General features: G+C 65.7%; 16 protein-coding genes, 1 tRNA gene and 1 riboswitch. Of the genes, 10 read left to right on the top strand and 7 right to left on the bottom strand.

The annotated features are described in order from the left end of the window. Nucleotides 1–32: 32 nt before the first annotated feature. Both J5251_RS10825 and J5251_RS10820 read right to left on the bottom strand, forming a co-directional pair. Nucleotides 33–1310, bottom strand: coding sequence for a M20 family metallo-hydrolase (locus tag J5251_RS10825; protein ID WP_208573951.1), 1278 nt, complete (start codon nt 1308–1310; stop codon nt 33–35). Between the two features lie 43 nt (nt 1311–1353). After that, nucleotides 1354–3006, bottom strand: coding sequence for a thiamine pyrophosphate-dependent enzyme (locus tag J5251_RS10820; protein WP_208576132.1), 1653 nt, complete (start codon nt 3004–3006; stop codon nt 1354–1356). 178 nt (nt 3007–3184) lie between these two features. Here J5251_RS10820 and J5251_RS10815 point away from each other — a divergent pair, with 178 nt between their 5' ends. The 7 genes from J5251_RS10815 to J5251_RS10785 all read left to right on the top strand — a co-directional run bounded on the left by J5251_RS10815 (nt 3185) and on the right by J5251_RS10785 (nt 9962). After that, nucleotides 3185–4381, top strand: coding sequence for a PucR family transcriptional regulator (locus J5251_RS10815; RefSeq protein WP_208573950.1), 1197 nt, complete (start codon nt 3185–3187; stop codon nt 4379–4381). Between the two features lie 150 nt (nt 4382–4531). Next, a complete protein-coding gene (locus tag J5251_RS10810; protein ID WP_208573949.1) occupies nt 4532–5347 on the top strand; it encodes a class I SAM-dependent methyltransferase in 816 nt (271 codons plus the stop codon). Between the two features lie 342 nt (nt 5348–5689). After that, the gene (locus J5251_RS10805) at nt 5690–7054 is read left to right on the top strand and encodes an MFS transporter (RefSeq protein WP_208573948.1); all 1365 of its coding nucleotides are present in this window, start codon (nt 5690–5692) and stop codon (nt 7052–7054) included. Beyond that, nucleotides 7051–7443, top strand: coding sequence for a RidA family protein (locus J5251_RS10800; protein WP_205676812.1), 393 nt, complete (start codon nt 7051–7053; stop codon nt 7441–7443). The genes J5251_RS10805 and J5251_RS10800 overlap by 4 nt, the downstream gene beginning before the upstream one ends. Before the next feature lie 3 nt (nt 7444–7446). Next, entirely contained in the window at nt 7447–8145 is a 699-nt protein-coding gene (locus J5251_RS10795) for an RraA family protein (RefSeq protein ID WP_244250629.1), read from the top strand. Nucleotides 8146–8179: 34 nt separating this feature from the next. After that, nucleotides 8180–9445, top strand: coding sequence for an ArgE/DapE family deacylase (locus tag J5251_RS10790; protein WP_208573947.1), 1266 nt, complete (start codon nt 8180–8182; stop codon nt 9443–9445). A 163-nt stretch (nt 9446–9608) separates the two neighbouring features. Further along, nucleotides 9609–9962, top strand: a complete 354-nt coding sequence (locus tag J5251_RS10785; RefSeq protein ID WP_208573946.1) for a GNAT family N-acetyltransferase — start codon at nt 9609–9611, stop codon at nt 9960–9962. Nucleotides 9963–9986: 24 nt separating this feature from the next. Here J5251_RS10785 and J5251_RS10780 read toward each other — a convergent pair whose 3' ends face one another. Further along, a complete protein-coding gene (locus tag J5251_RS10780; RefSeq protein ID WP_208573945.1) occupies nt 9987–10478 on the bottom strand; it encodes a hypothetical protein in 492 nt (163 codons plus the stop codon). 138 nt (nt 10479–10616) lie between these two features. Further along, complete coding sequence (locus tag J5251_RS10775) at nt 10617–12968, bottom strand: hypothetical protein (RefSeq protein ID WP_208573944.1); 2352 nt, start codon at nt 12966–12968, stop codon at nt 10617–10619. A gap of 804 nt (nt 12969–13772) precedes the next feature. Between J5251_RS10775 and J5251_RS10770 the strand changes: the two genes are divergently transcribed. From J5251_RS10770 to J5251_RS10760, 3 genes are all read left to right on the top strand, one after another. Beyond that, nucleotides 13773–14204: a DUF1772 domain-containing protein gene (locus tag J5251_RS10770; RefSeq protein WP_244250628.1), complete on the top strand. Its 432-nt coding sequence runs from the start codon at nt 13773–13775 to the stop codon at nt 14202–14204. A gap of 400 nt (nt 14205–14604) precedes the next feature. Further along, nucleotides 14605–14778, top strand: a riboswitch (cyclic di-AMP (ydaO/yuaA leader). 2 nt (nt 14779–14780) lie between these two features. Then, a complete protein-coding gene (locus tag J5251_RS10765; protein ID WP_208573943.1) occupies nt 14781–15674 on the top strand; it encodes a hypothetical protein in 894 nt (297 codons plus the stop codon). 107 nt (nt 15675–15781) lie between these two features. Continuing rightward, nucleotides 15782–16153 (top strand): hypothetical protein, encoded by a 372-nt coding sequence (locus J5251_RS10760; RefSeq protein WP_208573942.1) that lies wholly within the window; start codon nt 15782–15784, stop codon nt 16151–16153. Nucleotides 16154–16169: 16 nt separating this feature from the next. Here J5251_RS10760 and J5251_RS10755 read toward each other — a convergent pair whose 3' ends face one another. From J5251_RS10755 to J5251_RS10745, 3 genes are all read right to left on the bottom strand, one after another. Beyond that, the gene (locus J5251_RS10755) at nt 16170–17150 is read right to left on the bottom strand and encodes a ribose-phosphate diphosphokinase (protein ID WP_139005256.1); all 981 of its coding nucleotides are present in this window, start codon (nt 17148–17150) and stop codon (nt 16170–16172) included. After that, nucleotides 17147–18643 (bottom strand): bifunctional UDP-N-acetylglucosamine diphosphorylase/glucosamine-1-phosphate N-acetyltransferase GlmU, encoded by a 1497-nt coding sequence (gene glmU, locus J5251_RS10750; RefSeq protein ID WP_208573941.1) that lies wholly within the window; start codon nt 18641–18643, stop codon nt 17147–17149. Before glmU ends, J5251_RS10755 begins: the two co-directional genes overlap by 4 nt. 100 nt (nt 18644–18743) lie before the next feature. Beyond that, nucleotides 18744–18815: transfer RNA gene (locus tag J5251_RS10745), tRNA-Gln, on the bottom strand. Nucleotides 18816–18907 lie beyond the last annotated feature (92 nt).

The raw sequence follows: 18907 nt of genomic DNA, 5'->3' as shown, positions 1-18907 counted from the left end.
GGTTCTTCCCCTGGCCTGCCTGGGACCAGGCCCTACTTCCCGTCCAGTTCCCCCTCGGCCAGCCGCTGCACCACGGCGGTGAGCACGTGCAGGCCGGCGACGATGTCCTCATCCCGGGTGTACTCGTGCTCGTTGTGCGAGATGCCCTCCACCGACGGGACGAACAGCATGACCGTGGGGACGATGTCCTTCATGTTGGTGGAATCGTGCCCGGCCAGGGTCTTGACCCGTCCGTACGGCAGCCCCAAGTCCACGGCAACCTTCTCCGAGAGTTCCACGCCCTCCGGCTGGTACGGGGTGACCGGCCAGCAGTGCGAGGAGGTCTTCTCCACGGAGACGTTGGCCAGCCGCTCGATCTCGGCCATCCGGTCATGGAGCAGCTGATCCGCCTGGGCCAGCACTTCCTCGTCCGCCGAGCGCAGGTCCAGCAGCAGCGTCACCTTCGAGGGCACGACGACGGGCGAGTTGGGGTAGACGTCCAGCTGGCCCACCGAGGTGTGGAGGACCCCGGGGAACCGGTCCGCGATCTCCCGGGCGGCAACCACCAGCATCGAGGCACCGAGCAGCGCGTCCCGGCGGTCGGCGATCACTGTGGATCCGGTGTGCGCCTGCTCGCCGTGCACCACCAGTTGGTACTTGTTGGCGGCCCAGTTCGAATCGACCACGCCGATAGTGACGCCCTCGCGCTCCATGCTGCGGCCCTGCTCGATATGGATTTCCGCGCAGTAGGCGGCTTCAGGCCCGCCGCCGGTGCCAAGGCAGCCGATGGACTCCAGCGCCTCCCCTACCGTGACGCCGGCCGGGTCCGCCGTCGTTAGCGCATCCTCGAGCGCAAGCTTTCCGGTGTAAACGGAGCTGCCCATCATCGAGGGCTTGAAGCGGGCGCCTTCCTCGTTGAACCAATTGACGACGGCGAGGTTGTACTGCGGCTTCGACGTCCCGTTTTCGCTGTGGGCGGCGACCCGGATGGCGGCGTGGGCCGCGGCGAGGACACCGTACGCGCCGTCGTACCGGCCTGCCGTCGGCTGCGAATCGAGGTGTGAACCGACCAGGACGTAGGGCGCGCCGGGGACCAGTTCGAGCAGGCCGAACTGGTTGCCGATCCGGTCGAACTCCACGCGGAAGCCGTGCTGTTCGAGCAGCCGGGTCAGCCAGGTACGCTGTTCGCCGTCGGCCGCACTGCCGGCCAGCCGGTGCACGCCGCCGTTCGCGGTGGCGCCGAACGTGCACAGGGTAGCGAAGTCTTCAATGAACTTCGCGTCGTCGCCGGTGAAGGCTGCCGGGTTGGGTTCAACGATGGTGGCACTCATGGTTTCTCCTCTGGAAAGCTGTTCGGGCGAAAGTTGCGCGGGGTCAGGAATCCGTCCGCGGGGCGCGGGTTGCGGGGTCCTGCAGGACGTGCAGGACGGCGGGCTTGCCGCTGGACACCGCGCGGCGGAAGGCTGCCTGGAAGTCTTCGGTGCGTTCCACCCGCTCGCCGTGGCCGCCGTAGGTTTCGGCCCAGGCGGCGAAGTCCGGGTTGGTCAGGTGGGTGCCCGAGGGCCGGCCGGGGTATTCCCGTTCCTGGTGTTCGCGGATGGTGGCGAAACACTGGTTGTCCACCACGATGGCGATGAACCTGCCGCCGTAACCCACCGCTGTCGCGATTTCCTGGCCGTTCATCATGAAGCAGCCGTCGCCGGCAACCGAGACCACCTGGCGTTCGGGGAAGATCAGGCTGGCGGCCACGGCTGCGGGAATCCCCATGCCCATGGCGCCGTTGCGCGGCGCGGCCAGCGAGTTGGCGGCGGTGTGCTGCAGGTAGCGTCCCGGCCACAGGGCGTGGTTGCCGGCACCGTACGTGATGACGGCGTCCTGCTCCAGTTCGGCGCGGAGGATTTCCATGCACACGCCCATGTCGACGCCGATCCCGCCGACGGGCCGTGGCGTGGAGTAGCTTTCGTAGTCGGCACGGGCGTCCGCAAGCCAGTTGGGCTGCGGCGCCGTGGTGTAGTTCCGGACGGCGAGCGCCAGGCTGAAGGCGGTCACGTCCGCGACGATGTGCTGGTCCAGCCGGCCGTGGTGGCCCAGCGTATCGCCGGGCATGACCAGCACGGTATCGGCGGAGAGGCCGCGGCTGTAGCCGTCGCTGAGCACGTCGCCGCGCGGGCAGCCGACCAGCACCAGCAGGTCAGCCTCGTCGAGCCGGCGCGCGTTGGCGTCGCTGCGGGCATAACCGAGGTAGCCGATGTAGGAGTTGCCGCCGTCCAGCACGTGCGGCACGGCGTCATAGGCGCGCCAGTCCGCGGCGACCGGCACGCCGTGCGCTGCGGCCCAGCGGGCCAGAGCTTCGCCTGACTCCTGCGTCCAGCCCTCCCCGCCAACCACGATCAGCGGCCGCTGCGCCTGGGCAAAGCGGCCCAGTGCTTCCAGATCCGCTGGAGCGGGAGCAGTCCTGGCCAGGGCACGCGGAACAACCGGGGCGCCGCGCTGCACGGCATGGGTCAGCACATCCTCGGGCAGGCCGATCACCACCGGCCCGGGCCGTCCGCTGAGGGAAGTGTGGATGGCGTCACCGACGACAGCGGCGGCCGAGGCTGCGTCGTCGAGGACCACCACCTTCTTGGCGGTGCTGCCGAACCAGGCGGTGATGTCGAACTCCTGGAACGCTTGGCGGCCGCGGTCCGCCACCGGGATCAGCCCGACGAAGAGGATCATCGGGGTGGCGTCCTGGTACGCGGTATGCACAGCGATCAGAGCGTTGGCGGCCCCCGGTCCGCGGGTCACCATGGCCACGCCCGGCAGGTCCGTCAGACGGCCCTCCGCGACGGCCATAAATCCGGCGCCGCCCTCATGCCGGGTGACCACGGTGTTGATGGACGAATCGTGCAGCCCGTCGAGGACGTCCAGGAAGCTCTCCCCCGGCACCCCATAGACCCGGCGGACGCCGGCGACCTCCAGTTGGGCAACGATCAGGTGCCCGGCGGAGACCGCGTGCGTCTCGGCGGCCATCCTGGTCTCGGTCATTACGCTCACTACTAATCGTCCTCCACAGGTCTTGGTTGTCCAGGTACTCGCCGCAGTGGCCCTACACAGCTGTGTGCAGAAGCCGGCGCTCTGGCCGTTGGTCTGTTCCCATGATGGCAGTCGCCCGGACGGCGGGAACTAGCAATAGCCAACGCGTTATTTCCCCTACACTGTGCTCATGCACACACCCCCTGGCAGCGCTGCCCGTTCTCCCGAAACCGGAACCGCGTCATCCGCAACCGGCGCCGACGATGCCCGCTGGGTGCAGCTGGTGGGAGGCCTGAAGGACAAACTGCCCAGGATGCAGGAGACGTTCGTGGAGCGGGTGCGGGCTATTCCCGAGTACTCCGGGCACGCCGTTTCCGGCCACGATCTGCAGACCGCGGCCGCCAAAGCGATCGAGCTGACGCTGGACGCGATGGCGGGCAAAGAGCACTACCCGCGGCTGCTGGAATTCGCCACCGATCTGGGCAACCGCCGCGCGCGCCAGGGCCTCCCGGCCGAGGCCCTCATCTCCGCCGTCCGCATGGACTTCCCCATCATCTGGGCCACGCTGCTGGAAATTTCGGACAACGACGACGCCGCCCTGCTGGTCAACCGGGCCGAGGAAGTCTGGCGGGTGGTAGACGATTACGCCACGGCCACCCACTCCAGTTACCTGGCCGCGCGCGTGAGCATGGCGCAAGAGGAAGCCGGTGTCCGGCAGGAATTCATCTCAGCTCTCTTCGGTGCCCAGGGCCGCCTGCCCGAAACCCGCGATCGGTTTGCGAAGGCCTTCAACCTGAAGCCGGACGTGCCCTATGCCATCGCCGCCGCAAAGGGGCAGCCGGCGGCCGAGCTCCGGAAGGTGGCTTCCACGCCCAACCGCAGCCAATCCATGTTCCTGCACCAGGCCGAGGAGTACACCTACCTGTTCTGGCCGGTACCGCGCGGCGGCGGTTCGCCTGGCTCCCTTGGTGCGGGGATCTCTGCGATTCCGTGCGGCCTCGCTACGGCGGACGCCGGCCTGGTGGATCTGGCCGCGTTCGGCCGGATCGCCGCCGCTCTGTCGGATCTCGCCACACCGGACGACCAGGCGCCCATCACCGTTGAGCGGCACTGGATCCGGCTGGCCCGTGCGCGGATGGATGCGCTCGGCGTGCAACTGGGCGCCGGGCTGGACGGCCAGTTGTCTGTAGCCCGGCCGGACGAACTGGAGCGGCTGCGCGAAACCGTCTCCACCTTTCTGGCCAACGGCAGCGTCAGCGCCACGGCGGACCAGCTCTACTGCCACCGCAACACCATCCTGAACCGGATGCGCCGCTTCAAAGAGCTGACCGGGATCGACCTGATGGTTCCGGTACAGGCCGCGCGTGCCGTCATCGCTTGGGCCTGATCGAGCAGGTAAGGAAAGTGCCATTGTCACCAGTACAAGCTTGAAAGCGACGGATCGGATCTGGCACTGGACGCAGACTGCGTGTGGATCGATCCTTGAAGAACCACCTACAAGGGGACATCAAGAGCTACTAATTTCTAAGGGCACGACATGAGCGATCAAGATGTTGTCAACGGAATCAAAGCAAAGCACCGTGCGATGTGGGCGCTGGGCGACTATCCCACGGTCGCCACGGAAGTCGTACCGGCGCTGGGCCCGGAACTCGTCGTGGCGAGCGCTATTCGCCCTGGCGAGCGGGTGCTGGACATCGCCGCAGGCTCGGGCAACGCTGCCCTTCCTGCAGCCCGGATCGGCGCCCGCGTTACGGCATCCGACCTGACACCTGTGCTGCTGGACGCCGGCCGCCGGCAAGCGGAAGGTGACGGCCTGACCTTGGAATGGCGGGAGGCCGACGCCGAGAACCTGCCGTTCGACGACGGTTCCTTCGACGTCGCGATCTCCTGCGTGGGGATCATGTTCACTCCCAACCATCAGGCCAGCGCCGACGAACTCGTCCGCGTGCTCCGGCCCGGAGGCAGAATCGGGCTGATCAACTGGACGCCCGAGGGCTTCATCGGCCAAATGTTCAAGACCATGAAGCCGTACGCTCCGCCGCCCCCTCCGGGCGCACAGCCGCCGCCGCTGTGGGGTAACGAGGAGCATGTGCGGGAACTGCTGGGCGACCGGGTGACAGACGTCGTTGCGAAACGGGAGAAGCTGATGGTCGACCGGTTCGCCACTCCGGAAGAGTTCCGCGAATTCTTCAAGACCTGCTACGGCCCCACCATCACCGCGTACCGCAACATCGCCGACAGCCCGGAGCGGGTGCGGGCGCTGGATGACGAGCTCGCCGGACTGGCCCGCGCCAACCTTGGCAACGGCAGGATGGAATGGGAGTACCTGCTGTTCACGGCTGTCAAGAAGTGAACGGGAGCCAACAAACGTGATCCCTGTGGAAGGTGAGCGCGCCGCCCAAAGTGGGCGGCGCGCCGTCGTCGTTGGCTGAAAGGAAGTAGTCGGCAGGAAGGGAAGGGCAAGGCTGGAGCCGGTGTGCATGTGCCTAATGTGCGGCCGCTAATCGTGTGTGGATCTTTCTTGTGACGCACGCCACGCCGCAGGGATAGTGGTTGCACAACCAGTTTGTTCCGCACCGCAGGGCGAACATCAGAGCCGCCCTGCACGCCTTCATCCCTTCCTCATTGGAGCTTACGAATGTCTTCTGCAACGACGCGAAGCGCTTCGACAAGTGCACGACTCGATCGCGCAAAGATGCGCAAAATTTCCACTGCCAGTGTCATCGGTACCACCGTCGAATGGTACGACCTCTTCCTCTTCGGAACGGCGTCCGCGCTGGTGTTCAACCGGATCTTCTTCCCCGAGCTCGACGGCGCCATCGGCACCATCCTCTCCTTCCTCACCTTCGCGTCCGCCTACCTCGCCCGCATGGTCGGCGCCATCCTCTTCGGCCACTTCGGTGACCGGGTGGGCCGCAAGTCCATGCTGCTGATCTCGCTGATCGCGATGGGCGCGGCCACCTTCGCCATCGGACTGGTACCGGACTATGCCACCATCGGCATCGCCGCTCCCCTGCTGCTGCTGACCCTGCGCCTGATCCAGGGCCTTGCCCTCGGCGGCGAATGGGGTGGCGCGGTCCTCATGACCGTGGAGCATGCGCCGGAAAACAAGCGCGGCTTCTACGGCTCCATGGTCCAGATCGGTGTGCCCGTGGGTACCCTGATTGCCAACGTGGCCTTCCTGCTGGTGGCCGCCAACCTGTCCGAGGCCGACCTGCTCAGCTGGGGCTGGCGCGTACCGTTCCTGCTCTCCGCCATCCTGGTGGGCGTGGGCATCTACATCCGGCTTAACATCGAAGAGACCCCGTCTTTCCAGAAGGTCCGCGAAACCGGCGCCAAGGCGAAGATCCCGTTTGCCGACCTGATGCGCAAGTACTGGAAGCAGGTCATCCTCGGCGGCGTCGCCACCCTGTCCACCGGCAGCACGTTCACCCTGCTGGTCGCCTCCGGAGTCAACTACGGCACCACCGAACTGGGACACTCCAGCGACACGATGCTCTGGGCCGTCATGTTCGCCTGCGTCTTGGCCTTCATCGCCATCCCGTTCTTCGGCCGGCTTTCCGACCGGGTGGGCCGCAAGCCGATCATCTTCGCCGGTGTGGCCGCCGAGGCGCTGCTGGCCTTCCCGATGTTCTGGCTGATGGACACCGGATCCGTGCCGCTGATGTTCGTGGGCTACGGCCTGATGATGCTCGCGTTCTCCGCCAACTATGGCCCGATCGCCACCTTCCTGGCCGAGCTGTTCGGCTCCAAGGTGCGTTACTCCGGCCTGTCCGTGTCCTACATGCTCTCCGGCCTGCTGGGCTCGGCCGCCACCCCGGCCATCACGGTGGCCCTGCTCGCCGCCACCGGGCAGAGCTCCTCGATCGCCTGGTACGTGATGGGCGCCGCCGCGCTGTCCCTGATCGCGCTGTACCTGCTGACCGAAACCCGGTACGGCAACATCGACGCGGTGGAGGCAGCCCCGTCCAGCGATAGCGCGGGCGGCCCGGCCAGCGGTGCCGTCTACGGCGGCCCGGTCCGTGGCGACGGTTCCGAGAGTGCAGAGGTTGCCCGGTGACCATCCGGCGCATCCACGCGGCCACCGGCTCGATCGAGCCGGTGGGCCCGTACTCACAGGCGGTCGTCGCCAACGGCTTTGTCTTCACCGCGGGCCAGGTACCCGCCAAGTCCAGTTTGGAAGACCAGCCGGACACGTTCGCCGAGCAGGTCCGCCAGACCATCCGGAACCTGGAAGCCGCGCTCATCGAAGCCGGCTCCGGCCTGGAACACGTGGTCAAAGTAAACACGTACCTGACCGAACCGGACCAACTGGCCGAATACAACGCGGTCTACGAGGAATTCTTCGGCCCCCACAAGCCGGCCCGCACCTCGGTGTGCGTCAGCTTGTGGGGCGTAAGCCTGGAGATCGAATGCGTGGCGGTAGTGCCCGCACAGGAGGAGAAGTAACCCATGGAAATGTCCGCCACCGGAACCCTGGCCACCGCCACCCCGGGCCAGCCGGCCGAGCTGCCGGAGTTGCCGGAGCTGGCCGAACTGCTGGACCAGCTGCGCAGCGTCAGCTTCCCCACCCTGGGCCACTTCCTCGAAGAGGGGTTCTGCTCCTCGGAGATCCACGCGATCGTGCCCGGCGCCCGGATGGTGGGCATTGCTACCACGGCCCGGATTCCCGACGCCGATGCGGTGGCGGTCAACCACGCGCTGCTGCGCCTCCACCCGGGCGAGGTGCTGGTGCTGGACATGGACGGCGACCGGCAGCACGCTCCGGTCGGCGCGGTCACCGGTGCTGCCGCCCGTGACCGTGGCGCGGCCGGCATCCTGGTGGACGGCCCGGTGACCGACGTGGTGGAACTCAACGAAGCGAACGACGGCGGGGCGCTGCCTGTGTTTGCCCGCGGCACCACCTGCCTCACCACCAAACGCCACGCATCCGGCCGTGCGCAGTTCGACGTCCCCGTAAGCGTCGGCGGTGTCACTGTACGGCCGGGCGACATTGTCCTCGGCGACGACAACGGAGTGGTGGTGCTGGCACCCGAGGTGGCCGCCGCCGTCGTTCTTCAAGCCGTTGAATCCGATGCCGCCGAACCGAATATCCTCAGCCGGATTGCTGCCGGTGAGCCGCTCGAAGGGATCCTGTACCTTGGCCAGTAACGCGCCCGCGCCAGCCTCGACTGAAGGAGCAACCATGCCGGATCCGGACATCAGACAACGCATCCTGGCCGCCGTCGACACCGCCTTCGACGAGCAGCTCGCGTTCACCGCCGAACTGATCGCCGAACCCTCGCTGCGCGCGGACGAGGCGGACGCGCAGGACCTGCTCTACCGGGCGATGGAGTCCCGCGGCCTGGAGATGGACCGCTGGGAAATCGACTCGGAGGAACTGCGCAATCACGTCGGCTACGGCCCGTCCACTGTGTCCTATGAAAACAGCGTCAACGTGGTCGGCACATACAAACCGCGGACGACGGCGGGGCGCTCGCTGATCCTCAACGGGCACGTGGACGTGGTGCCCACCGGGCCCGAGGACACCTGGTCCCGCTCCCCCTGGCACGCCGAGATGAAAGACGGCTGGCTGTACGGACGCGGCGCCGGCGACATGAAGGCCGGGCTCGTGGCCAACCTCTTCGCGCTCGACGCCGTCCGCGCCGCCGGGCTGGCACCCACCGCCGAGATCATTGTCCAGTCGGTAGTGGAGGAAGAGTGCACCGGCAACGGTTCGCTGGCCGCCCTGCTGCGCGGCTACACCGCCGATGCCGTTCTCATTCCCGAACCGGAAGAGAACATGCTGGTCAGGGCCAACGTCGGTGTGCTCTGGTTCAAGGTGCGGGTGGCCGGCGAGCCCACCCATCCGCGTGAAATGTCCACCGGCTTCAACGCGATCGACTCGGCCTACACAGTGATGGCCAGCCTGCGGAAGCTGGAGGAGAAGTGGAACAAGCAGCGCAGCTCGCACCGCTACTTCGAGGACCTCGAGCACCCGGTCAACTTCAACTTCGGCAAAATCGTCGGCGGCGACTGGCCCTCGAGCGTTCCGGCCTGGTGCGAGATCGACGTGCGCGTGGCCATCTACCCGGGTACGACGGCGGACCAGGCCTGGCAGGAACTGCAGGATTGCCTTGACTCCACGGGACTGCCGCTGACGGCCACGAAGACCGGCTTTTACTCCGAGGGCTACGTACTGGAGGAAGGCTCCGACGCCGAAGCCGTGCTGGCCGGCGCCCACCGGGAGGCTTTCGGCGAGGAGCTGCAGAGTTTCACCACGCCAGGGTACCTGGACGGGCGCGTATTCACGTTGTACGGCAACACTCCTACCCTGGTCTACGGTCCGGTATCGGAGGCGATCCATGGGTTCGACGAGCGTGTGGAGATCGAGTCCGTCCGACGGATCACCAAGGCCATCGCCCTGTTCATTGCGGAGTGGTGCGGCGTGGAAGATGACCACGCAGGCTGAATTTCGGGTACGTCTTTATCACCTTCGGTGTCTGGGCACATAGTTTGAACATCATTTTGACCTCGAAAGACCGGAAACCAGCTCTCTGTGTTGCATGAGGGATAGTAAGCATGCTTGGCTTCAACCTGTAGCAGGATCAATTCTTGAACAGAGGAGAGATGGCATGCAGGTAATCACCAACAACTACGGTGCTTCCCAATACGACGCCTATGTGGACGGAGCGGTGGCCGCGTCACTGCACTACCAGATCCAGGACGGCGAGATGTGGCTTCTCTGGACCACCGTGAGCGCCAGTTGCGAGGTAGAAGGTCTTGCCGAGCGCCTGATCCGCGACGCCCTCGCCGATGCGCACAAGAGGCGGTTGGCCGTGCGCCCGTTCTGCCAAGAGGTACGCAAAATCATTTCCGCGCACCCCGTGTATCTGAAGCTGGTTCCGGCCAACGAAGTCAGGCGCCTTCACCTGACCGCGGTTCCCGCACCGAAGGAATCGAAGGAACTGGCGACCGCCGCCGCCTGAGTCCTTATTGCCGGGTGCGCGTTCCTATTTCCCGGAACCGGCACCCGGCTGCGGAAACCCGGAAGCGGCCAAGTCTGAAACCCATTGCGGCGTCGCCCTGCCCAGTCGCCTATCAGTGGTCACGCACAGCCGGGCGGCGTTGGTCTTGACGCAATGGTCTTCGCTAGCCCGCTGCGGCAGTGCCGCGGGCAGCGCTGCTTCCTGCAGCGGCCTGATGGCTGCAGTGGCCAGGATTTCGATCTCTTCATCTGTGGCCAAATGGCTCTTTGCGAGCAGTGCCAGCACACCCAGTCCCGTGGCCTTGCGCTCCATGTCAGCCGACAAGGAAGCGTCCAGCGCCCATTGCGCACGCGACCACCACTCGGCACGACGGTCCGCCAGCGCCCGCTCCTTCAGGGCCTGCCATGCAATGAAACCCGCGACGGCGGCCGCCAGCAACGTGGCCAGCGGCCCCAAGGCCTCAAGGACGTTCCACCATTCCGACTGCTGGACAATCACTGCGTCCGGTACCGTCATAGGCTCATCCTAGAGCTTGCGGCAGCGTACGGCCGGTTCCGAAACCGCTCCTTCACCGGCATATTTGAGGCCGTTGCCGGCATCAACCGCTGGCAACGGCCTCACGTTATATGGCCCCCAATGATTGGGCCTGGCAACTCAGCCCTTCTTACGGCGCGAGAGGACTGTGGCCGCGGTTCCTGCTGTCATCAGCAGCAGCGCCGCCGAAATCAGTCCCATGGATTCCGTGCCGGTCATGGCAAGGCCACCTGCCTGCGGGTAGAACACTGGTGCCGGTTCCGGATTAGGAGCCGCTGCACCCGGTGCAGGCGGTTCTTCCGGTACCATCGGCGGTTCCTCGGGATTGGCCGGCGGTTCTTCCGTTTCCGGGTTCGGCTTGGCCGGAGTCTCCTCGTCCGGGGCCTCGACCTCGGCACAGGCTTCGGCGGAGTACTTGCCGTTGAGCAGGACCTCGTTCAACAGGCCCGTTCCTTCGTCTTCCTCCAGCCGGCAGTCCAGCTGGTCCTCGGAGGCGTCGGAATCAACGACGACGCGCGCCCAGACGATATAGAGGTCGGTGGAGTCCGGTTCAATGCCGCGGGCGTCTGCCAAGGTGGTTGTAGTGTCCCCCTCGGGATCCTCCCAAACCCCTTCCTCGCCGTCGTTATCCCGAATCCATTCAGCGTTGGTGACCCTGATGCCATCGCCGAACTTCAGCGTGTCGGTCAGGTCGTAGTCGCGCCAGGCGATCTTGGAGTTGTTGGTCACGCTGACTTCGTATTCGATTTCCCAGATGCCGGCACCGACGTCGATCGCCTCGTAGGCGGTTTTGTCGACGTACAGCCCCTCGGGGTCGAGCGAGTTCTCGATAACACAGCGGATGTCCTGGCCGTACGTCGGCGTGATCTTGTCGCCGTCTTGGTGGATCTTGCCTTCGCCGTAGACCAGTTCGCAGACCCAGTCGCCGGCGGTGAACTCGTCCTGGCCTTCGAAGTCCGCTTTCTCGGCGAGGGTGTAGGTGACGTCCGGATCCACGCTGCCGCTCGCCAAGGAAGTGCCCTCAAGCGTGGGCTCATCGTCGCCCTCTGCGGTAGCGGTCAGCGTCCACTTCTCCGCGTAATCCCAGTAGTCCTCGGGGTCGATGTCCTTGGCCAGGGTCAGGTTTTGTTCACACTCAACATGATTTACCACGGTGAAGGCGGTGTCCTCGTGCTCGAGCTGCCGCTCGCCGAGGCCCTGCCGGTCCTCCACCCAGCAGCCCTCAGGGACAGTGACTTCCTCTTTGAGGTAGACGTAGTCGCCCTTGTAGAAGTCCGTGGACTGCGTACCCCATTCTGCGTCCGCGACTTCCTCGCTGTCCGGGCCGAGCTTGAGCCAGGCGTCGAAGCCGTCGGGCTGCTTGCCGTGATTGAAGTACTCCCCGTCGATGACCCACTGCTTGTCCACTTCGAGGCTGGCGCGGTACTTGGGTGCGTGCGGGATGTCGGCACAGGCAGAATCGGCGTAGTTGCCGTCCACATATATCTTGTTCAGCAGGCCGCCGGAATAGCCGTCCTTACAGGTCAGTTCGTATTCGGGGGTGTCGTCTGCGACCTTGACCGTGGCGTACACGTGGTAGAAGTGGCTCTTGCCTTCGCCCAGTTCGACGTCGTCGTCCTTGCTGACGAGTTCGGCCGTGTTGCCCTGGAACTGGTTTTCCTTGTTGCCCTTGCTCCAGGTAGCCCTCTCGACCTCGATGCCTTGGCCGAACGAGAGCGTGTCCGAGAGTGTGTATTCCTCTTCGTCCTTGTAGTCGCCGTCGCCGTTGGGCTGGTTGACTACCTGGATGGTGTAGCTGATGTACCAGCGACCTTCGGACTCGTCGCCGAGGGCCTCCACCGAATTGGCCCTCTTGGTGGCGACGATCGGGCTGGCTTCGTCCTCGTGTTCGCCCTCTTCGTGCTCGGCTTCTTCTTCGTCTTCACCTTCTTCTTCGTGCTCAGTCTCGGCTTCTTCGTCCTCGACCTCTGCTTCCTCGGTCTCTTCCTCGACCTCGGGCACTTCGTCTTCGTGCCCGGCCTCGTCGTCGCTCCCTGCAATCGCGGCCAGAGGTGCGGCGGGCTGGTTGGCCGGCGCGGCAGCCTGGGCGACCGGGGCCGGGGCGGGTTCCTGGCCGGGGGCGGGCGCCGGCTCAACGGGCTGTTCGGCTGCCGGTTCAACAGGTTCGGGGGCCTCCGCGGCTTCAGCTTCAGCCGGCTCGTCTGTTCCCTCCGCGGGGTCTTCCGTTCCGGCCAGTGTGGCTTCGGCAGGGGCCGCCTCGGCCAGCCCCGCGATCTCGGTGGCTGATCCCGGTAACTCTGCTCCGCCGTCGTCCGCTAGAACAGGCAGGGCCAGGCCGGCTGACATGAGCGTGCCGGCGGCCACCGCGGCAAGTCCTCCGCGCAGCCGCCTCACGGCGTCGCGCCTCTTCGGGCGCGCTTCCTTGGGCGGTTTCGGATTGGACGCCGCTGACTGCGCTGGCTTGTCTGTCATCTTGTTCCCCCAAAAAAGGCCGGCACACGTCGGGTGCCAGTGCAGGTGCGAGTGTCGGACCGTCTCCCCTGGTCCGTTATTGCCGTGAGCGCCCATGCGGACGCTGCGGCAGCCCGCTCCCCAACGGGCTGCCGCACGCGCAGTCCCTCATAAAGAAAACTGCTTCCCCCCCAGGGTCCTCGCCATTGAGAACCCGCTCCGCTGCCTTCGTGCCCTGACAGCCGCCGGCAACGGAGGCGGTGGTGGCTGTCAAGTACGGCTAGCCTAGGCGAGGGGTTAGTGCGGGCGCTAGGGATAAACGTTGCTTTCGGCCGGATCGGCGCCGTTTTCCAAGGTATTTGCAAGGTCTCTTGATGAATTCAGGTCCGGTGGTTTGGCATGGGCAGCCCGACCAGACTCTACGGTTTTGCGGGACCTGGCCAGAGGCTCCGCTCTGGCCAGGTCCATCCATCCCGTGCCTTGGGGAGGGTGGCATGCGCTGGGATGACTTATTCAGCCTAGGCGCCCATGGGTGGGACACGCCATGGTTTGGTGAAAAGATTCATCTTGGAATCTGCGGGCATGCTCAACAAGCTGGATGCTTAGAGGCAAGGGCGCGCCGCTTGTCCCGGATCCACCCAACCACCTGGATGTCGAGGATGACGTTGCAAGTGGTCTCCCCGCACCGCCGCACCGCCAGCACGATACCAGCGAGGATTCTCAGACTGTCCTCAACGTTTTTCCAGTGTCGATGCAGACAGATTCAGTTCATGTGCCGGCAACCACCTGTCGCTATGGTTCTCGCATGACAGTGGGGAGCATGGGGTGACACTCGGGGAGATGGCCGGGGTCGGCTCTGCAATCGTGGGCGGTTTTTACGTTGCGTTTTCCCTCACCGTCATGCCGGCACTCCGACGCAGGCCGGACCGTGAAGCCGAGGCCGCGATGGTGTCGATCAATCAACAGGCCGTCCGGCTACCTTTTATGGTGTTGTTCTTCGGCACCGCTCTCTTGTGCGTCGGCACATTTGTCCAGCATCTCGTGAGCCCTCCGACGGAAGACCTGTTTACATCAACGCTCGGCGCCGCCTGCTACCTGGCGGGATGGCTGGCAACGATGGCCATCAACGTGCCCCTTAACGGGCGGCTGGCGCGGTCAGACATCGGTTGGGCTGGATTCGAGCAGTCTTGGAGCCGGGCCAACCTCGCACGGGCCATCCTTTCCGCGGTGGGCGCCGTCCTGCTGATCCTCGGTTGAGGTCAGGAGCAGGATGCCCCCATCATGTAAGCGATCAAAACATTCGGCTACCGACCCGGACATGCACCATTCCGCTGTCCAGGCCCACCTGTCCGGGCAGTACGTCAGGGAACGCGCCCGCAGGTTCATCGCTGCCTTTGAAGCCGCCCGGTAGCACGTCGTCGTCATCATCTTCTCCGCATCCGGCCGAAAGCGTACCGAAAACGAGCATCTCAGGGTCCCCACATGACATATGCGCAGGTCAGGATGCGCATGGGCATGCAGAGCCGGTGCCGCCCATAATGGCGTGACAACAAACACATGTCACGGGTTTGTAACGGTTCAGTGTGGCCGATACGTTTAATCGCGCCGTAGCCCTAGGGAAGGGTTATGGCCGGGTCCGCACGCCGAGCTCTGCCAGCGTACCTGTCCGTTCAAATTCACTGGCAGAGGTGGAGGAACCAGAAGTGGCGCCAGCGGCGCCTTGGGGTGAAGTGCGGCTAGTTGTCCGCGGCGTTCTGCTGCGGTTCCGGCCGCGCCGAGATGCTCCGTCTCGAATCCGACAGCTAACTTCGCAGGCGTGTAGAGAGGAATCCCGTGAAGAACCCTTCAGCCCGTGGACGCCGGCGTGCCGGCCCCACTATCTCGTCGCATGGTGTCACCAGTCTGGTCCGCGGTCGCCGCCGCGCCAAGGACGAAGCCCCATCCGCCGTCTCCTTCCGCGGTGTCGGCGCACTCGCCAGCCTGGCCGTGGTTGCCACGGTGGCTGCTGCGGCTGCCCTGCCCTTGGATCAGGTTGGATCCCAGGAAGCCAGCGCTGGCCGTCCCCAACTGCAGACATCCGTGAAAGCCTGGCCTATTTCAGCGCCGTCCAATGAAGCCGAGCCGACGTTCAGCCGGCCGACAACAGACAGCACGGCGGCCGCGCAGAAGGACACACAGGTCGCCCCGAGTGCGGCGACCCAGCCGACTCTCGAAGGGGACGCTATCGAGCAACCCGTTCCGAGGACAACCGAGTCCGCCGGAGAAGCTGCCGCTCCACTTACCGGCGTCGTCGGGGAAGCAACCGGGGCCGCTAAAGACAAGGTTGCCGACGCTACCGACGCCGCCACGGATGCGGCCGACAAGGCCACAGCGGCTGCAACGGATGCGGCCGACAAAGCCACAGCGGCCGCCACGGATGCAGCTAAGCCGACAGCCTCGCCTACCGCCGACGCCGCGGTACCGACAAGTCCTGCCACCACCCCTCCGGCCAAGCAGAGCGCACGAGCTGTGCCCGAAGACCCCGAACCCACCAGATCAGGCGCCCGCAGCCGCTCAGCGGCGCCCGTCGAACCGGCTCCGACCAGCGAAGCCGCCGATCCGGAGGAAGAGCCCACACCCGAGGCTTCGCCTACTGCGGAGAGAAAGAAGCATCGCCAACACTCCGACCGCACCGTTGACGATGCAGAGTGGCTCTGGATCCTCTTGGGTGAGGACGGCAGCCGGTAGACCCTGACCCAGCTCTCTCCTGGGCTGGCAGGCAAAGAGAGAAGGGTGGCGGAACCCGTGTTCCGCCATCCTTCTCTCTTTTCGAATATGTGTTCTATTCTTGTTGTATGGATCGGGATGCTGCGGCGCGGATGGCAGCCCGTTACGCCAAACGTGCGGAGCCGGTATCGCTGACCGCCGAGGAGCTCGATCTCGAGCACCACAACGTGACGCGGGTCGTCCCGGGTGTGCCGGTGTGGGCCTGGATCCGTTTCCCCGGTGCCGCCGAGCTGGTCCAGGGCGAGGCGTTCGGCTGGACGTCGCGGGCGGTGCAGGTGACCTGGGAAGACGCCGGCATCCGGCGGACAACGTGGGTGTGGGCCTCGGCCGTGCAGCGGCGGACCGATCCGGGGCGCAAGACATCGTTGGGCGAGAGGACTGCGGCCAACGACGACGCAGCGCCGGCCAGGTCTCAAGGAGACCGGCCGACGCCGCGCTGACAGTCAGGACGGAGGCTTAGGCCTTGCCGTCGAAGAGGCTGGTGACGGAACCGTCCTCGAACACTTCGCTGATGGCACGGGCGATCAGCGGAGCGATGGACAGCACGGTCAGCTGCGGGAACTGCTTGTCCGCGGTGATGGGCAGCGTGTTGGTGACCACCACTTCACGGGCGCCGGACTCAGCCAGACGGCGGGCCGCCGGGTCCGAGAAGACGGCATGGGTGGAGGCGATGATGACGTCCTTGGCTCCGGCGTTCTTGAGCACCTGGACGGCGCCGGCGATGGTTCCGCCGGTGTCGATCATGTCATCGATCAGCACGCACTCGCGGCCTTCAACCTGGCCGACAACCGTCTTGGCCACGGCCTGGTTGGGCACGTTGACGTCGCGTGACTTGTGGACGAAGGCCAGCGGGGCGCCGCCGAGGCGCTCGGCCCACTGCTCGGCCACGCGGACGCGGCCCGTGTCCGGGGAGACCACGGTGACGTTGTCCAGGTCCACACGGGTGCGGACATACTCGGCCAGCAGCGGGATGGCCATCAGGTGGTCCACGGGGCCGTCGAAGAAGCCCTGGATCTGGGCGGTGTGCAGGTCAACCGAGATGAGGCGGTCGGCGCCGGCGGTCTTGTACATGTCCGCCACCAGACGGGCCGAGATCGGCTCGCGGCCGCGGTGCTTCTTGTCCTGGCGGGCGTACGGGTAGAACGGGGCAATCACGGTGATGCGCTTGGCGGAGGCACGTTTCAGCGTGTCCACCATGATCAGGTGCTCCATGAGCCATTCGTTGATCGGGGCCGGGTGTGCCTGGATCACAAAGGCATCGGTACCGCGGACGCTTTCCTCGAAGCGGACGTAGATCTCGCCGTTGGCGAAGTCGTATGCGCTGGTGGGAAGCAGATCGATCTCGAGCTCTTTGGCGATCTCTTTGGCGAGTTCCGGGTGTGCCCTGCCTGAGGCAAGGACCAGCCTCTTTTCGCCCTGGGCCTTAATACCGGTCATGAATGGTCACTTTCTGCATTGGTGGGGGTTTGGGAAGAAGTAGCGGCATCGGCCGCCTTTGCAGCTGCAGTACCGGCACGGTTCTGCTGGACCCAGCCTTCGATGTTGCGCTGGGCCGCGACGTTCAGCGCCAGCGCGCCGGCCGGAACGTCCTTGCGGATCACCGCGCCCGCGCCCGAATACGCGCCGTCGCCCACCTGAACGGGTGCAACGAAGACGGTGTTCGATCCGGTGCGGACCTCGGAGCCGATGATCGTACGGTGCTTGGCCACGCCGTCGTAATTGGCGGTGATGTTGCCGCAGCCGATGTTCGAGTTCTCGCCGATCTCGGCATCCCCGGCGTATCCGAGGTGGCTCAGCTTGGAGCCCTTGCCGATGATGACGTTCTTGGTCTCGTAGAAGGCGCCGATCTTGCCCTTCTCCCCCAGCTGCGTGCCCGGGCGCAGGTAGGTGAACGGACCCACCGTCGCCTTCGGGCCGATCCGGCTGTCCGAACCGTGCGTGCGGATGACCTTGGCGCCCTCGCCCACCGTGACGTTTGTCAGGGTGCAATCGGGACCAACGACGGCGTCGCTCGCCACGTGTGTGCTGCCGTGCAGTTGGGTGCCGGGCAGCAGCGTGACGTCCGTGCCGAACGTGACCGTGGAGTCGATCCAGGTAGTGGCAGGGTCGACGATGCTCACGCCGGAACGCATGGCGGCTTCGAGCACGCGCTTGTTGTGCTCCGCGCCGAGCTGGGCCAGCTGGACGCGGTCGTTCGCGCCCTCAACCTGCCAGCGGTCGGTGGTGACTACCGCGGCCACCCGGCCCCCGCCGTCGTTAGCCAGGCCGAGCACGTCGGTAAGGTACTTCTCGCCCTGCGCATTGTCCGTGGTGATCTCCTTGAGCGCATCGCGCAGGACCTTCGCGTCGAAGGCGTAGATGCCGGAGTTGATCTCGCGGATTTCGCGCTGCGCATCGCTGGCATCCTTGTGCTCCACAATGCCCTGCACGGTGCCGTTTTCGGTGCGGACAATCCGCCCGTAGCCGGCGGCGTCATCGAGGACCGCAGTCAGCACGGTCACCGCGTTGCCGTCCTCGGTGTGGGTCCGCACCAGCTCCTGCAGCAGGGCGGTTGTGAGCAACGGAACATCGCCGTAGGTCACCACAACGGTGCCCTCGAGGTCCGCGGGGAGGGCTTCGAGCGCGGCTTCCACCGCGCGGCCGGTGCCGGGAATCTCGTCCTGGTCCACGATCAGCGCCTCCGGATCCAGCTCCTGGATATGGGCGGCCACGCGGTCGCGCTCATGGCGTACGACGGCGGCCAGCACCTTGGGCTCGAGGCCCCGGGCTGCGGCCAGCGCGTGGCCGACCATGGAAATCCCGCCGATTTCGTGGAGGATCTTCGGTTTCTGCGACTTCATCCGGGTGCCCGCGCCTGCGGCGAGAACGATGACTGCGGCCGGCTGGATCACCGGTACTGCGTTGTCTGGACTGTTGTCTTGGGGGCTCACGAAGTGGCACTCCTACCCGGACTGAATCCGTGTCAAAGCTAAGCAAGGGTTAACGCCATGCTACTTGCCGGGACTTGCTCCGTTTACCGGAGGGTCCTCGTTCCGCCCATAGGATTCGAACCTATACTCCACAGCTCCAAAGGCTGGGGTGCTGCCATTACACCAGAGCGGACCGTGCCGGGGGCACAAGAAATCATTTTGCCACGTTTGCCGAGTTCCGCGCGACTTGAGCGCGCCGGAGCCGCAAAGTAGCCCGGAAGCGCA

Origin of the sequence: Arthrobacter crystallopoietes, assembly GCF_017603825.1 — a bacterium.
GTDB classification, from domain to species: domain Bacteria; phylum Actinomycetota; class Actinomycetes; order Actinomycetales; family Micrococcaceae; genus Crystallibacter; species Crystallibacter crystallopoietes_B.
This window is presented reverse-complemented; position numbering and strand designations above follow the sequence as displayed.

Excerpts from the sequence above, each read along its gene's own strand:
- J5251_RS10825 (WP_208573951.1), bottom strand. The coding sequence starts at position 1,310 with ATGAGTGCCACCATCGTTGAACCCAACCCGGCAGCCTTCACCGGCGAC.
- J5251_RS10820 (WP_208576132.1), bottom strand. The coding sequence starts at position 3,006 with ATGACCGAGACCAGGATGGCCGCCGAGACGCACGCGGTCTCCGCCGGG.
- J5251_RS10815 (WP_208573950.1), top strand. The coding sequence starts at position 3,185 with ATGCACACACCCCCTGGCAGCGCTGCCCGTTCTCCCGAAACCGGAACC.
- J5251_RS10810 (WP_208573949.1), top strand. The coding sequence starts at position 4,532 with ATGAGCGATCAAGATGTTGTCAACGGAATCAAAGCAAAGCACCGTGCG.
- J5251_RS10805 (WP_208573948.1), top strand. The coding sequence starts at position 5,690 with ATGCGCAAAATTTCCACTGCCAGTGTCATCGGTACCACCGTCGAATGG.
- J5251_RS10795 (WP_244250629.1), top strand. The coding sequence starts at position 7,447 with ATGGAAATGTCCGCCACCGGAACCCTGGCCACCGCCACCCCGGGCCAG.
- J5251_RS10790 (WP_208573947.1), top strand. The coding sequence starts at position 8,180 with ATGCCGGATCCGGACATCAGACAACGCATCCTGGCCGCCGTCGACACC.
- J5251_RS10785 (WP_208573946.1), top strand. The coding sequence starts at position 9,609 with ATGCAGGTAATCACCAACAACTACGGTGCTTCCCAATACGACGCCTAT.
- J5251_RS10780 (WP_208573945.1), bottom strand. The coding sequence starts at position 10,478 with ATGACGGTACCGGACGCAGTGATTGTCCAGCAGTCGGAATGGTGGAAC.
- J5251_RS10775 (WP_208573944.1), bottom strand. The coding sequence starts at position 12,968 with ATGACAGACAAGCCAGCGCAGTCAGCGGCGTCCAATCCGAAACCGCCC.
- J5251_RS10760 (WP_208573942.1), top strand. The coding sequence starts at position 15,782 with ATGGATCGGGATGCTGCGGCGCGGATGGCAGCCCGTTACGCCAAACGT.
- J5251_RS10755 (WP_139005256.1), bottom strand. The coding sequence starts at position 17,150 with ATGACCGGTATTAAGGCCCAGGGCGAAAAGAGGCTGGTCCTTGCCTCA.